Source organism: Mycobacterium sp. IS-2888 (assembly GCF_001954215.1).
In the GTDB taxonomy this organism is placed as follows: Bacteria; Actinomycetota; Actinomycetes; order Mycobacteriales; family Mycobacteriaceae; genus Mycobacterium.
Genome location: NZ_MBET01000123.1, coordinates 43185 through 57750, shown reverse-complemented (window position 1 = coordinate 57750; position 14566 = coordinate 43185). Strand labels below are relative to the sequence as shown.

Annotated in this window: 12 protein-coding genes and 1 pseudogene; 6 read left to right on the top strand and 7 right to left on the bottom strand. The window is 67.4% G+C overall.

Going from position 1 to position 14566, the window contains the following annotated elements; translation table 11 throughout:
- The 3 genes from A5745_RS23895 to A5745_RS23885 form a co-directional block, all read left to right on the top strand.
- Positions 1 to 665 (top strand): glycosyltransferase family 4 protein (locus A5745_RS23895; protein WP_139329781.1); only part of this gene is annotated, 665 nt, incomplete at its 5' end.
- Positions 666 to 681: 16 nt separating this feature from the next.
- A complete protein-coding gene (locus A5745_RS23890) occupies positions 682 to 1608 on the top strand; it encodes an aldo/keto reductase (protein ID WP_076119423.1) in 927 nt (308 codons plus the stop codon).
- Positions 1605 to 3305 (top strand): FAD-dependent oxidoreductase, encoded by a 1701-nt coding sequence (locus tag A5745_RS23885; protein ID WP_076119417.1) that lies wholly within the window; start codon positions 1605 to 1607, stop codon positions 3303 to 3305. Before A5745_RS23890 ends, A5745_RS23885 begins: the two co-directional genes overlap by 4 nt.
- Before the next feature lie 3 nt (positions 3306 to 3308).
- On the opposite strand, the gene A5745_RS23880 is transcribed toward A5745_RS23885, so the two are convergent.
- Together A5745_RS23880 and A5745_RS23875 are read right to left on the bottom strand one after the other, a co-directional pair.
- Entirely contained in the window at positions 3309 to 4352 is a 1044-nt protein-coding gene (locus tag A5745_RS23880; protein WP_076119422.1) for a glycosyltransferase family 4 protein, read from the bottom strand.
- Positions 4353 to 4363: 11 nt separating this feature from the next.
- Complete coding sequence (locus A5745_RS23875; protein WP_083663039.1) at positions 4364 to 5185, bottom strand: class I SAM-dependent methyltransferase; 822 nt, start codon at positions 5183 to 5185, stop codon at positions 4364 to 4366.
- Positions 5186 to 5340: 155 nt separating this feature from the next.
- Here A5745_RS23875 and A5745_RS23870 point away from each other — a divergent pair, with 155 nt between their 5' ends.
- Positions 5341 to 6219, top strand: a complete 879-nt coding sequence (locus tag A5745_RS23870; RefSeq protein WP_076119412.1) for a hypothetical protein — start codon at positions 5341 to 5343, stop codon at positions 6217 to 6219.
- 2 nt (positions 6220 to 6221) lie between these two features.
- Here the strand turns inward: A5745_RS23870 and A5745_RS23865 are convergent, their stop codons facing one another.
- The 5 genes and pseudogenes from A5745_RS23865 to A5745_RS23845 all read right to left on the bottom strand — a co-directional run bounded on the left by A5745_RS23865 (position 6222) and on the right by A5745_RS23845 (position 13143).
- Positions 6222 to 8153: a glycosyltransferase gene (locus tag A5745_RS23865; RefSeq protein ID WP_076119410.1), complete on the bottom strand. Its 1932-nt coding sequence runs from the start codon at positions 8151 to 8153 to the stop codon at positions 6222 to 6224.
- Entirely contained in the window at positions 8150 to 9625 is a 1476-nt protein-coding gene (locus A5745_RS23860) for an oligosaccharide flippase family protein (RefSeq protein WP_076060112.1), read from the bottom strand. The genes A5745_RS23865 and A5745_RS23860 overlap by 4 nt, the downstream gene beginning before the upstream one ends.
- A gap of 11 nt (positions 9626 to 9636) precedes the next feature.
- Positions 9637 to 11208: a sugar transferase gene (locus tag A5745_RS23855; RefSeq protein ID WP_076119407.1), complete on the bottom strand. Its 1572-nt coding sequence runs from the start codon at positions 11206 to 11208 to the stop codon at positions 9637 to 9639.
- Positions 11209 to 11320: 112 nt separating this feature from the next.
- Positions 11321 to 11875, bottom strand: a pseudogene (locus A5745_RS23850) (dTDP-4-dehydrorhamnose 3,5-epimerase family protein); the annotation flags it as partial.
- 59 nt (positions 11876 to 11934) lie between these two features.
- A complete protein-coding gene (locus tag A5745_RS23845) occupies positions 11935 to 13143 on the bottom strand; it encodes a PPE family protein (RefSeq protein ID WP_076119405.1) in 1209 nt (402 codons plus the stop codon).
- A gap of 455 nt (positions 13144 to 13598) precedes the next feature.
- Between A5745_RS23845 and A5745_RS24850 the strand changes: the two genes are divergently transcribed.
- Both A5745_RS24850 and A5745_RS23840 read left to right on the top strand, forming a co-directional pair.
- Positions 13599 to 13760, top strand: a complete 162-nt coding sequence (locus A5745_RS24850) for a hypothetical protein (RefSeq protein WP_175879878.1) — start codon at positions 13599 to 13601, stop codon at positions 13758 to 13760.
- A 13-nt stretch (positions 13761 to 13773) separates the two neighbouring features.
- A complete protein-coding gene (locus A5745_RS23840; protein WP_076060117.1) occupies positions 13774 to 14451 on the top strand; it encodes a TetR/AcrR family transcriptional regulator in 678 nt (225 codons plus the stop codon).
- The last annotated feature ends 115 nt before the right edge of the window (positions 14452 to 14566 follow it).

Here is a 14566-nt window from a genome sequence, read left to right as displayed (position 1 = left end):
CTACCTCCAGCGCCGCGGCACGCGCTTCTTCCGACAACAGGATCACGTGGTCCGCGCGGTTCAGCGTGGCGCCGACGGTCCCAACCTCGGTGGTGGCGAATCCGATTGTGATCGATCGGGATTCGCCCGGCGCCAGCACGACGCCGCCCGTGGTGCTCTTCGCGGGCACCATCGGCCGGCGCAAGGGTGTCGACCGGCTCGTCGAGGCGTGGCGGCTGCTGCTCGCCGAGGGCATCGAGGGAACCTGCCGGATTGTCGGGCGCGTCGACGACTACGTTCCCCCGCCCACCGAGCGCATGTCCGTCGAGGGCCCAATACATCCGGATCGGGTGCGTGACTTGCTCCGGTCGGTGCGAGTGGTCACCCTGCCGTCGTTCGCCGAGGGAATGCCGATGATCCTGACCGAGGCCCTCGCCGGTGCGCGTCCTTTCGTGGCGACTCCGGTCGGCGGGACGGCCGAAATCGCCTCGGACCCAAGCATGCTCGTGCCCGCGGGCGATGTGCCCGCCCTGGCCGCGGCCATCGGTCGGTACCTGCGCGACGCGGACTTGGCCGAGCGCGACGGGTTGCGGGGGCAGGCGCACATCGCGGCGACCCGCAGCCCCGAGGTGATCGACGCGGAGCTCCGCCGGATCTACGAGGGCTGCGGTGTTGGAGCAGATTGAACTTCGGGGACCGCAGCTGACACTGAGTGCGGTCGGCTTCGGATGCGGCGGGCTGATGCAGTCGCCGTCCCGGAAGGAGCGCATGGCCGTGCTCGGCAGCGCGGTCGACTGCGGGATCACCCATTTCGACACCGCGCGGATGTACGGGCTTGGCATGGCGGAGGCGGAGCTGGGGCTGTTTCTGCGTACGGTCAAGCGCGACAGCGTCACCGTCGCAACCAAATTCGGCATCGACGTCGGCGGCGCGGCCCGCCGTCTTGGCCGGTATCAAGCTCCGGCGCGCGCGCTGCTGCGAAAAGCTCCGGGACTCCGGCGCGCCGTCAAGCAACGCGCGAACAGACCCGCGGATGCCCGGATATACGACGCGGACACGGCCGAACGCAGCCTCGATCAGAGCCTCGCGGCGCTGGACGTCGACTACGTCGACATCCTGTTCGTCCATGGCCCCCGACCGGGAGACACCATCGCCGGCGATGAACTTCGCCGATTCTTCGAGCGCGCCCGCCAGCAGGGCAAGATCCGCGCGTGGGGCGTCTCCCAAGACGAGGGGCTCGAGGTGGACTTCGCCGGCGCATTCGCGCCCGACGGGCTGAACCAGCTTCGCGCCGATCTGCTCAATCCGCCGCCGCGTCCGGCGGATCTCGCGTTCGGCGTGCTGAACCGGCCGTACGCGGCGCTCTCGGCGGCGCTGCGTGCGGACGCGCTGTTGGCGCAGCGGTGGCGCGAGGCCCTGCAGATCGATCCGCTGGCCCCCGGCGTGCTCCCGAAGCTGATCCTCGGGTCCTCCGCCGCGGCAACGGGTTGCCCCGCAATCCTTTACAGCACCACCAAGCCACACCGGGTCGCCGAAGCCGCGGCCGCCGTCTCGTCGCCGCCGGACGAAGCGACCTCGACACGCTTTCGCGCCCTGGTCGAGGAGTTTCGAGCGGGGTTCGCGGCATGATCCGTGGCCCAAAGGAATTCGTGGCCGACACGGCGATCGAGACCGATGTCGTCGTCGTGGGGGCGGGTCCGATCGGCATCGTCACGGCGCTGGAGCTTGCCAGATCGGGCGTGCAAGTCGCGCTCATCGAAAGCGGTCTCACGCGTACGGAACACGCAGCACAGGAGTTGGCGACCCTGGACTCGCGCCAAGACGACTACTTCCATTCGCGCAGCGAGCTGACGGTCCGCCGACAGGTCGGCGGCACCAGTGCGCTCTGGGGTGGGCGCTGCGTCAAGTTCGATCCCATCGATTTCGAGGACCGGCCGATCACCGCGCAGGCGCCCTGGCCGATCGGGGACAAAGACATCGAGCCCTACCGGCAACGAGCCTGCGATTGGGTCGGATGCGGTCAGGCGATATTCAATGCACGCGAAATCCTCGAGATCGCGAACGCCGACCTAGTCGCCGGGCTTCCTGACGGTGCAGTGCGCACAACGGATCTCGAACGCTGGGCCCCAACGCGTTTCGGCCGCGAGTACCGGGCCGCGCTGCGCGACGCCTCCCGCCTTACGTTGTGGACCGGCCTGACGTGCACCGAAATCGTGACGACCGAAGCCGGTGATTCCGTCGACCACCTCGTCGTCAAGACACTCGACGGCCGGGCGGGCCGGGTCGTCGCGACCGACTACATCATCGCGACCGGTGGACTCGAAGCGACTCGCCTGCTGCTCGCATCGGATCGCCATCATCCGGCCGGGCTGGGAAACGCCGGCGGCCACCTCGGACGCTGGTACATGTCCCACGTCGAGGCCCGCGTGGCGCGCGTGCATTTCGCCACCGACAGGGTGATCCATGCCTACGAGCGGGACAACGCGGGGGTGTACGTCCGGCGGCGTTTTACCTTCGACCCACAGCTACTCCGCGACACCGGGATGCCGAACGCCGCCGTCTGGCTGGTGAACCCGCCGATCAGCGACCCGGCTCACGGGAGCGGGATCCTGTCCGGCGTGTACCTCACATTGATTTCCCCGCTCGGCCGGTTCCTGCTCGCCCAGGCCATTCGTGAGGCGCACACCAAGACGGACGGGTCACCGCGGATCCGCGCGCATCTGCGCAACATCGTGCGAGACCTGTTCGGTTCGATCCGATTCGCGATCGCGTTTCCTTACGCCCGGTTCCTCCGCAGGGGCCGCAAGGCGCCCGGCTTCTTCGTCAAAAGCGCAGACAATCGGTATCTGCTGCACTACCACGGCGAGCATCTTCCGCACTGGGAGAGCTGCGTCGAGCTCACCGACGAGCGGGATTCGCTTGGCATGCGCAGGATCCGGACCCATATGCACTTCTCGGACGCCGACTACGAGAGTGTGCGCAAGGCCATCGCCCTGATCGACGAGCACCTGCGCCACCACGGTGTCGGCCGCGTGGAGTGGCTCACCGACGACGTCGAGCGGTCGGTGCATGCGTTCATGAAGGGGTACGCCGGCTTCCACCAGGTCGGAACCACTCGGATGTCGGAGACTCCGCAGGGCGGGGTGGTGGACCCGAATCTCGCGGTGCACGGGGTGCGCGGGCTCTACGTTGCGAGCACGTCCGTGCTGCCGACATCGAGCCAGGCCAACCCGACGCTGCTGGGGGTCGCCCTCGGTGTCCGGCTTGCCGAGCACGTCGCTAACTCCCGAATCGCCTGCGGGCCAGCGGATTCCAGGCCCGCCTGAGGGTCAACGCCGGGCCGACAGCACCTCGGCGATGACTTCCAGGAAACGATCCGCAACGTGCTCGACGGCGCATCGGCGCGCGTAGTGGTTCGCCGCCCCCGCCCCCAGTTCTGCCGCGACGGCCGGGTCGGCCAGCAGATCGAACGCGGCGGCGAGCCCGGCGACGTCGTCGACCCCGACCGGGGCGCAGCCCGGCGGCTGGTATTCGGGCAGACCGCCGACGTTGGACACGATCGGCATGACGCCCAGCTGCATGGAGAGCACCTGCACGCCGCTTTGTGAAGCGCGCCGGTAGTGGGAGATCGAACCTTTCGCGGCGGCCAGCGTCGGGATCACATCGGCGTAGCGATAGCTGCCGTTGCGCCAGTGCGTATGTTTGGGTAGCGCCGCCGCGTCCAGCGACCCGTCGCCGATGAGCACCAGGTTGTCGCCGCGCCAGCCGCCGCCGACAACATGTCGCCGCCACGCCTCGAGCACCACGTCGACATTCTTGTAGGGGTTGAGCCGGCCGAACATGACGAAGTCATGGCGGCCCTCGGCTCCCACGAACGGCGGCACCCGGGGCGGGTCGATGTCGCTGGCGAGCGGCACGACATGCACCGGGGTGCCGGCGACATCGCGGCGCTGCGCGACGGCGGCCGCGACGTAGTCGCAGTAGGTGATGGTGGCCGCCGAGCGGGCGCCCCAGCGGTCGAACACCGCCCGCTCGTAGGACGGCCGCTCTTCGTCGGGGTCGTGCGGATTGTCGTCGTGCACCACCTGGATCCGCGGCGTGCGCCCGGCGAGCGCGATCCAGCGTGGATCGCGGACGATCTCGGCGATCACGACGTCGGGCCGGAACCGGCGGACCCGGCGCCACGCCTTGACGGTTGGTAGCCAGGTCGCGGCGGTTTTGAATCGCGGGTCGAGCACCAACTCGTAGTCGCGCGCGGCGTCCGACTCCGGGTGCCGATCGGAGGTCACCAGGAGCACGTCGGCCCCGCGCCGGATCAGCGCCTCGGACTGCACGCGTACCGCGGGTCGCGTCCACGGCGAAAGCCACAGCACCCGAGGCGAATTCACGCTTCTCCGTCGGCGTGCAGGAACAAGTCGGCGTCGGTCCACATCCGGGTCTCCAGCGCGCGCCGCGGCACGCCCTGGAGGAGATTCGTGACCCGCGGGGAGGCCAGCAGGCGCCAGGCCAGCGGATTGATCTTGGCCCGGGTCCAGATGTGCAGACCCATCCCCCCGAGCCACCACCACCGGGTCTTGGAGGTGTGGAAGTGCATGCCGAAGCGCTCTCCGATGAGCTCCAGCGTGCGCTTTTGATAGAAGGTGATGTGCTGGCCGGTGGCGAAGGCGTAGTACATCCATTCCTCGGCAGGCGGCGGGCCGCCGTCGAAAAGCTCCGTGGTGAAAACGATGGTGTCGGTGCCCGTCGTTTCCAGCAGCTCGGCGACGAATGCGACCGGGTCGGTGAGATGCTCCATCACTTCGAAGGCGGTGACCGCCGTGTACGGCGCGCCCGGACCGGCGTGCGCCTCGAAGCCCTGCGCGGTCAGGTTGGGGGAGTACTTGTCCGTCCAGTAGTAGTCGAAGCCGACGTCGCGCATCAGGCGGGTGAAAACGCCGTAGCCGCCGGCAGCGTCAAGATACCGCCCGTTGCGATCGAAGAGAAAGAACAGCAGCACCGACATCGCGCGCGCCAGATATTGGTTGCGCCACAGCATGGTGGTATCGGCTGCCGCCACCGGGCTCGCATACGCTTCGTCCAGCCAATAAGGCTCTTCGGTCTGCAGCCCGCCGCAGCTGTCGCAGAAGTAATACTTACAGTCGTATTTGCCCAGGATCTTATGGGTGAACGCCGGATTGGTGCTGGAATTGCAGATGCGGCACAGCACGGTTATCCAGCCTCCTGAACATCTTCCGCGACATCAGAGCGGAAGAAGAACACTGGTGAACCTACGGCACGCTCGGCGCGATGAGCAAGCCAAAACCGTCCGGAATTGATTGTGCGCAAGTGATTTACCCTCGGCGTGGTAGCTTTAACCTCCAAATGTCCAGAAGCGCGACACCCCCGCCGGGAAAGACGCTCAGGCAAAGGATCCGGCGCATTCTCGGCAGTGAAACGCGGGACCAGCTCAAGGATCTGATCCTTTTCGACCATTCCCAGTCGGTGAAGGCAAGCCATCCCAATCCGCTGAACCGGGCCGGGAAGAAGTGCTTTTCCGCGACCGACGAGGACGGGATAACGCTGGAGATCCTGCGCCGGATCGGCCGGCTCGACGACGGGGTCTTCGCCGAATTCGGTGTCGGCGACGGGACGGAGAACAACACACTGATTCTCGCGGCGCTGGGCTGGAAGGGCTTCTGGGTCGGCGGCCAGGATCTGGCGGTCGCATTCCAGTCCGGCCCGAGCTTCACTTACGAAAAGGCGTGGATCACCGCGGAGAACATCCTCGACCTCAGCCGGTCGTGCCTGCAGAGAATCGACGCCACGCAGGTCGACGTGATCTCCCTGGACCTCGACGGCAACGACATCTATCTCGTCGAAAAGCTGTTGGCGGGCGGTATCCGTCCCAAGCTGTTCATCGTCGAATACAACGGGAAGTTTCCGCCGCCGGTGAAGTTCCAGATCACCTACGACCCCGATCATGTCTGGGAGTCCGACGACTACTTCGGGGCATCGCTGAGCAGTTTCGCCGCGTTGTTCGCGCGCTTCGACTACCGACTGGTGTGCTGCAATTCCCACTCGGGTTCCGACGCGTTCTTCATCGACACCGCCCTGTCCGAGCATTTTGCGGACGTGCCGACGGACATCGATCAGCTCTACGTGGAGCCCCGGTACTTTCTCTACGGCGGATTCGGCCAGCACAAGACCTCCCCGCGCACGGTTGCGAAGATCCTGGGGGCAAAACCCAAGCAGCCGAACTGAATTCACAGCACGCCGTTGATGGCGTCGACGTAGGCGTCGGTCATCGCCTCGACCGTGTAGTGCCGGTGCATGCGCTCGAAGCCGCGTCGTCCCACCGCCGGCAGCGCGCCGGGGTCGGCCAGGATCCGCGCCAGGTTTTCCCGCCATCCCGGCACCGACACGGGTTCGACGAGGAATCCCGCGCGTCCGAAATCCAGCATTTCCGGGACGGCGCAAATCGCCGACGCCGCGACGGGCACCGCCCGGGCCATCGCCTCGAGAATCACCAGCGGGAAGGCCTCGGAGCGGCTGGGGACGCACAGCAGGTCCGCGTCGGCCAGCGCGGGCCCGGGACCGGCCGACCATCCGCGCCAATGCACCCGGTCGTGCAATCCGGCGGGGGTGCGCGCCTGCAGCCTCTCCCGATCGGGGCCGTCGCCGAAAATCGATAGCCGCCAAGGCATGTCGGCGAGTTCGCCGAGCGCCTCGATCAGCACGTGGGGGTTCTTGTGCTCGAGGATGCGCGAGAGCATCACCAGGTGCAACGGTTCGTCCGCGCGGCGGATCCGGGGGGCCGGGTCGGCGGGCGGTGCGACGCCGTTCGGCGCGACGAAGCGCCGCCCCCAAAGCCGATGCTGCGCGGCCAGCATGTCCCAATGCCGTTGCGCCAGCACGATGAAACCGTCCGCGCGGCGCATCGCGGCGGTCAGGGGCCGCGAGTAGATGGGCCGGTCTTCCTCGGGAGGAACGTGCGCCGCGACCAGCCAGCGCCGGCCCCGATCGGCGGCGCGCCACAACGTGGCGAACCCCGCCTCGGTGTTGGTGTCGGCGGTGATGAGCACCGCCGGCCCCGCGGGGATGTCGAGCGCCGGCGCCCACCAGGGCTGGCGCACCACCCGCACGGTAGGCGGAATCTCGGAGATCAACGGGCCGAACCGCTGCATGCAGACGATGGTGACCGGGTAGCCGCGGCGGTCCAATTCCGTTGCTAGCAGCGCCTTTTGCCGCTCGGCGCCCCCGTACACCAGGCGGTTGGTGCTGATCACAATCGTCGGCAGGCCCTTGATGCTGGCCCCGGCGCGTTTTGGCCGTCGCATCCGGTCCAACAGCGTCGCCCCGGCCAAATACGCGTCGGCGTGGTGAACGCTGTGGCGGTGTTCGAGCAGCAGCGCGGCGCTGGCGCGAGCGAGGTCGCGGTCGCGGTCGCCGGCCACCGAATCGCCCTCATCGACACCGAGCTCGTCGGCCAGCAGCATTCGCCAGCCCGCCGCGCGGGCCCGGATCTGCCAGTCGGCCTGCGCGCCGTGCCGGAAGAACTCTTCGTCGAAACCGCCGACGGTGTTCCAGGCCGCGCGATTGACCGCCAGGCAGGCGCCGCCCAAATACCCTTTGATGCCTTGCGATTCGGGAGGCTGGCGCCGGTAGAGAGGGGAGATCGGCGTGCCGCGCAGCGAGCCCGAGCCGCCCGCGCTGGCGGTTAGCGATCGGATCAGCGTCGGGCTGCGGGTCGCGATGTCCCACGGCCGTAGGCCCGGTGCGCTACCCATCGGCGAAACCGCCGCCACACCGGGCCGGCGAAGCAACTCTCGGGTGCGAGTCAACGGTCCCACCAGGCGGGCGTGGGATTTGAGCAACAACAGGTCGGCGTCGCTCGGTGCGTGCTCCGCCAGCGTATTGAAAGCGGCTGCGCAGCCACGGTTCGCCGGCCCCGACACCCAGTGCACGCCCGGGTACCGCGCGGCCAGGTCCGCCCGACCGGGCGACGCGTCGTCGTCCTCCCGGTAGACGTAGACCGGCAGTCGCGGAAGATGTTCGGCGATGCTGCGCAGGCATGTGTCGAGGGGCGCGTGGCTCTGGTCGCTCACGACCAGCACCGCAAGTGAGCGCTCGGATGGTAGGGCGGCGGGGGCGCCGACCGGGCGCTTGAGATATGCCCGGTCCATTTCGCGGGTCATGCCACCAGCTGGTCCCGCTGCGACGAGGCCCGCAGGGCGGACAGGTCCGACCAGCTGAGCGGGCCGACCGCCGCGCTGGTGGCCAGGTAGGCGGCGGCCGCCGCCGCCAGGACGAGCACCACGTGCTGGCCCGAGAGCAGCAGCGTCACCGCAACGCTCACGCCCGTCGGTATCAGCAACCGCAGCAAGAACATCACCGGCGTACGGTAACCGCAGCGCCGGCGCAGCCACCAGGTGCTGACCACCATGTTGAAGAACTCGGTGCACACCAGCGCGATGCCGGGGCCGACGGCGCCCAACCGCCCGGCCAGGGCGAGATTGAGCCCGACGTTGAGCACCAGCGTCGCCATCGTCAACCAGAACAAGACCCTCTGGTGATGGCTGGCGACCAAACCCTGGCCGAGCGTGCCGCTGACGAATCGCAGAGCCGCCGCGACGAACAACAGCGCCAGCGTCGGCGTGCCGCGTGCGACGAACGCCTTATCGCCGAAGAGTCCGATCAACGGTCCGGACAGCAGTGCGCCGACGACCGCGACCGGGACGGCCACGAAGTACATCAGCTCGACGCTGCGGCGCAGGAAGCCGGCGAAGGCGGTGATGTCGCGCGCGAACAACTCGGTGGCCGTCGACAGCGTCGATTTGAGGAAAATCAGCGACACCACAATCGTGTTGAAGGCGATCGTGAAGGCCAATCCGTACACCCCCACCTCGGCGTGGGTGCTCAGCAGGGACAGGATCACGCCGTCGGCCCTGCAGTACAGCAGCCCGACCACCAGAAACCCGATGAGCGGCAGGCTTTCCCGCAACAGGTCGGCGGACTCTCGCACCGCGAAGATCGGGCGCACCGAGATATGCCGCATCGCGGCGGCGCCCTGGATCAGCAGCTGCAGTGCGGGCGGGATGAGTTGCGCGACGGCGAACCAGATGACGTCGGATCGCGTCGCCACCAGGCAGGCGACCATGGCCAGCGCGGCCAGCCGGCCGACGACGTCGGAGATGGCCACCGCCGAGAACCGCACGGTAGCAAGGAATACCGGCTCGAATCGGGTCACCATGGTCTGCATGAGCAGCGCCCCGGACAGCACGACGAGCATCACTCGCACTTCGGGGTCGCGATAAACCAGCAACCCGGACACCGCCGCCAGCGCCGCGAGCGGAACGCAATAGACCAGGGCCAGACCGCTGTTGATGCGCACCAGGCGCTCGAGGTCGCCGCGGCCGGAGGTCACGCGGCGCACGATCACGGTGGCGATACCGAGGTCGGCCAGGCTCGTCCACATCGCGATGAAGAGAAGCGCGATGGAGAGTTGGCCGTAGCGCCCGGGCCCCAGATAGCGCGCGGTCATCGCCACCGACACCACCGACGCCAGCATCCCCAGCACGCGGCAGATCAACTGGATCGAGAACGCGTGGGCCATCCGCGTGAGCGGCACCGATCCTACGACCGCACCCGGTGCCGTCGGCTCGCTCATGGCTGGCGAGCCTAGTAGGCGCCGTGGCTCGTTAATACGGCTTTCACCGTCTTGGCGATGATCATGAGGTCACCGGCCATCGACCAGTTGTCGACATAGGACAGATCCAACCGAACCGACTCTTCCCACGAGAGGTTCGAGCGGCCGCTCACCTGCCACAGCCCGCTGACGCCCGGCTTCACCAGCAGCCGCCGCTTGACGTCGCCGTTGTAGTTCTCGACTTCTCGACGCAGCGGCGGACGCGGCCCGACGACGCTCATATCCCCCTTGACGACGTTGAGGAACTGCGGCAGCTCGTCGATGCTGAACCTGCGCAGGATTCTGCCGACCGGCGTGACCCGGGGATCTTCGCGCATTTTGAACAGCATGCCGCCGTCGCTGTCGTTCAGCGCCAGCAGATCCGCGATCTGCCTGTCGGCGCCGTCCGTCATCGTCCGGAACTTGAACATCGTGAAGGGCTTTCCCTCGATGCCGATACGTTCCGACGGGTAGAAGACGGGTCCCTTGCTGGTGAGCTTGATGGCGATGGCGGCCGCGATGAGAAGCGGCGCTGTCGCGATGAGGGCCATCAGCGAGAAGCAGACGTCGAAGACCTGTTTCTCGAAGCGTTGGCTCCCTTCGTATTGCGGCTTTTCGACGTGCAGCAGCGGCAATCCCGCGGTGAGGCGCAGGGTCAATCGCGCTTCCGCGACGTCCACCACCCCGGGCGACACGACGAGGTCGACGTCCATCGTCTCCAGCTGCCACAGCAGCTCCCTGATGCCGTGCACGCCGAAATGCTCCGTTCGCGTCACCGCCACGGTGTCGGCGCCACAGCGTTGCACCGCGGCCACCGCGTGGGTTTCGTCGCCGAGGATCTCGACTTCACGGCTCCCGACGGTCAGGGTTTCGCCGCGCGGCGGTCCGTATCCGGAAATGCACACACCCGCCACGACGCAGCCGTCACTCGGATTGCGGGACAGTTCGGTCACGAGGTGAGCGACGGCCTGGCGATCCCCGATCGCCAAAACCGTTGTCTGGCAATGGCCGTGCGCCCGCTCGCGGCGGATATGCTGGCGCCATAGGCTGCGGCTGGTCAGCAATCCCAAGGTGCCGACCGGAAGCGCGATCGCGAGATAGCCGCGCGCCAGGTCGACTTTGGCGAGCAACGTCACCATCGCGATGATCCCGAACGTCCAGAATGACGCGCTGGCGATGCGCCGGTACTCGTCGATCCCGGCGCCGATGACTCGCGTCGATCTCGTTTGGAATATCGCAAGGGACGACAGCCACAGCCCCGCGAACAGAACGGAGAACAGCGTCATCACCGGGTCCGAGTAGCCCGACGTGTTCGCGATCTCCCCGAACCGGACGTACTGCGCAAGGAATACCGACGCGACGACGATCACCGAGTCGCTGATGCGCAGGCTTTGCGCATAGTGATCCTGCCAGCGGCGCAAGGCATTGCCGACCGTGGACGACACAGCAGGCACGGGTAGTGGCGAAACGTCGGCTATTTCGGGAGGCAACGGGGTTATGCCGGTCGGCGTGCGCTTCTGCGGTCGCTGCTCGGGCTGCATGAGATTCACCGCTTCGGGGGCCATGACACACCTACGCTCTCGCCGAGAGGCCTGATCGAATGCCGGCCGGCAGGTGGCGCGGGGTTTCGTGCGGCTGATCGGCCGCACGTCCGGCCGCGTGCAGCCCTCCCGCTCGCGCGGCGTTCTCGAGTTGCGCCGGCCCGGATACGCGGAATGGCCAGCTCGCGTCCTGCTCGGAGATGACCGTGACCGGCAGCGGCCACGCGATTCCGAATTCGGGATCGTCCCAACGGAATCCCTCCTCGCCGTTCGCAGCGTGCTGGCCGCTGACCTGATAGCTGACCTCGGTGTCGTCGATCAGGGTCTGGAAGCCGTGTGCGACATACGGCGGCAAGAAGAGCGCGCGGTGGTCGTCGGCGCTCAACTCCACCATCACGTGGTCGCCGTAGGTCCGCGAGTCGGGGCGGACGTCCACCGTCGCGGTGGCAATGGCGCCGCGGGTGCACCGGACCAGCTTGGCCTCGGCGTGCGGGGGCACCCGACGGTGCAGACCGCGTACGGTGCCGCGGGTGTAGCTGAACACGACATCCGTCCGCATGGCATCGAAAGCCAGCCCGTGATTAGCGAATTCGCGTGAGCAGAACGACCGTGTGGAGTAGCCCCGGTGGTCGCGTTGCGGTTCGAAGTCGATGATCGTCACGCCGGCGACCTTCGTGGGCGTGTATTTCACTGACGACTCCTTCCGAAGAGCCCTCGGCCCTGTGTGCTGCTCTGCGTTCATCTGGGCGCCTATACATATCCGGCGGCCGGCGGGCGGGTCATGACGGTGGGGATCACCCCGTACCGAGGCCCGAGCGATTTGCCCGACGCGGCCGCGCGCGGTAGCGAGCCCAAGATGCTGGGCGGGACGGGCGGCGCGCCGAGGCCGTTGGGCAATGCGGCCGCGGCGGTCATGTGCGCCGTCGGGATCACGCTGGTCCAACTCGCCGGCACCGACAGCGGGCCCAGCGAGGCCGCGGTGCCGAGGCTGCCCAACGCACCGGGCCCGAGTGAGCCGAGTGCGCCCGCCCCGGCCGCGGCGGCGCTGGCTCCCGCCGCTGCCCCTTGGGCGGCCGCGGCACCCGCGGCACCCGCGGCGGACGCGGCGCCACTCGCCAAGCCCTGACCGCTCGCGGCCATTCCAATGATTGAAGACATGGCGTACACCGGGGTGGCCGCGGCCATCAGCCACGCGGGCATGTTGGACGCCACGAGGTTCGAAATATCCGACGAGGCGGCCGAGGCGGCGGTGGTGGTCGCGGCGGTCGCCGCGGTCGAGGCGAACGTGCTGGTCGAGCTGGTCGCGGGCGATGCGAGCGACTGCAGCGCGGTGGGCACCGAGGTCACCACGCTCGCCAGGTTGGCCTGCGATGCTCCGGAAATGCCGCTTGCCTGGGTGACCGCGGCCGCCTGCTCGGCGAATCCGGCGGGGTTCGTGGTCTGCGGCGCCGGGGTGAACGGTGTCACCTCGCACGCGACGGCTGAATTCGCGGCGTACTGGTACATTGCCGCGGCGTCCTGCGCCCACATCTCGCCGTATTCGGCTTCGGTGGCCGCGATCGCCGCCGAATTCTGGCCGAAGAAGTTGGTGGCGATCAGTATCGCGAGTTGGACGCGGTTGGCGGTGACCGCCGGCGGCGGGACGGTCATCGCGAAGGCGGCTTCGTAGACCTCGACCGCAAGCAACGCGTGACTGGCGGTCTCGGCGGCCCGGGCGGCGGCGCCGGTCGTCCATGCCACGTACGGAGCGAACGCGGACGCCATGGTCAGCGACGAGGGACCCATCCAGCGTGTGGTGGTCAGTCCCGCGATGACCGACCGGTAAGCGCTTGCAGCGGAATGCAATTCGGCCGCCAAGTTGTCCCAGGCCACCGCCGCGGCCGCTAGCGATATCGGCCCGGGCCCGGCATACATCCGCGCGGAGTTGATCTCCGGCGGAAGCGCACCAAATTCGATCACGGCAGACCCCGGGTTCCGGCGGGCCGCGGCCGAGCCGGCGCGTCATCGTCGCGAACGAGCGTCGGCCGGCCACACATACTCAGAGCATGAGTAGACGGCCATGTTGCTGACGATGGGTATTTGGCCCGTTGACGGAGGATCTTGGTCCCTGCATAGCCCAGGCCGGGCGGTGTAATGATGTTGTGGCGGGCCGAGGCGACCACATTTCCGCTGCTCATCGCGGCTATTAAGGCCCTTGGCGCATCCGCTGAGCCCGCTGACGCAATGGGCTGCGTGATGACGAACGACATGCGGTCCCCTCGTAGCTCGGTCCCCTGCTGCAAACTGACAACCATACAATAGCAGACAAAAAATACTTATAGAACGGAAAATGGGTGGGATCCTTGTCACAGGTATCTAGACGGGCTCGGGGCCCGTTTGCACGGCCCAGCGACCTCGTCCTGATAATCTCTTAGGTGGCCAAACGCCGCCCGAGAGACGCCGGCGAGAAGTTCGCCTCGGACCGCTGGAAGAACCAGGTGTGTGCGCCGCTCGAGGAGGGCATCAACAACGTGAAGGCGATCGACCCAGCTCAGGGCACCGATGGCGATCGCGATTTCGCGGCGGCGGACAGCTGAGTCGTCGGTTTCGATGACCACCCACCCACCCGACGGACGCGCGGATGCGACGCGGCGGCAGATTCTGCGGGCCGCCTCGCATCAGTTCGCGCAACGCGCCTACCACGAGGTCGGCCTCGATGACATTCTCGCCGAGGCCGAACTGACCAAGGGCGCGATGTACTTCCATTTCAAGTCCAAGCACGCGCTGGCCGTCGCGATCATCGATCAACAGACCGAAGCCGGTACGGCCGCCGTGCAAGACCTGATCACGCGGGGACTTTCCGGCCTGGAGACCCTGATCGATTTCTCCTATCTCATCGCGGTCCAGGACATCAAGACCGATCGAGTCAGGGCCGGGCTGAACCTGATCGAATCCGTCGGTCGTTCGGAAGGCCTGCAGGAGAGGTTGTTGGACGACTGGGTCAAAGCATTGGCCGCGGTCGTCGAGCAGGCCGTTGGTGAGGGTGACATCGATGACCGGTGCGACCCGGAGGATGTCGGGCGCTTGATCGTGTCGCTGCAGATGGGGCTGCGGAAAACCAGCAACCTGGATCAACCCGAACGGTTTTTGCTCGACTTGGAAAAATGTTGGGCGTTGCTGATGGCCGGAATCCTGCGACCGGACCGCGTCGAATACTTCCGGCAATTCCTCAGGCGGCGTGCGGCACTCGCGATCAACGCCAATTCGACCGATCCCGACTCCGGGTAACGAGACCGAGACGGACCCGCTGGCCGGGATCGCCGGGGCTGTTAACCTTGATCGTCTTGCGGGGCGATACGAAACGTGACTGACGAATCCGCGCACCCGACGAGATGCCGGAGGT

What these genes read in the sequence shown, in the direction of transcription:
- A5745_RS23855 (WP_076119407.1), bottom strand. Translation starts at nt 11,208, where the DNA reads ATGGCCCCCGAAGCGGTGAATCTCATGCAGCCCGAGCAGCGACCGCAG.
- A5745_RS23860 (WP_076060112.1), bottom strand. Translation starts at nt 9,625, where the DNA reads ATGAGCGAGCCGACGGCACCGGGTGCGGTCGTAGGATCGGTGCCGCTC.
- A5745_RS23865 (WP_076119410.1), bottom strand. Translation starts at nt 8,153, where the DNA reads ATGACCCGCGAAATGGACCGGGCATATCTCAAGCGCCCGGTCGGCGCC.
- A5745_RS23885 (WP_076119417.1), top strand. Translation starts at nt 1,605, where the DNA reads ATGATCCGTGGCCCAAAGGAATTCGTGGCCGACACGGCGATCGAGACC.
- A5745_RS23840 (WP_076060117.1), top strand. Translation starts at nt 13,774, where the DNA reads ATGACCACCCACCCACCCGACGGACGCGCGGATGCGACGCGGCGGCAG.
- A5745_RS23870 (WP_076119412.1), top strand. Translation starts at nt 5,341, where the DNA reads ATGTCCAGAAGCGCGACACCCCCGCCGGGAAAGACGCTCAGGCAAAGG.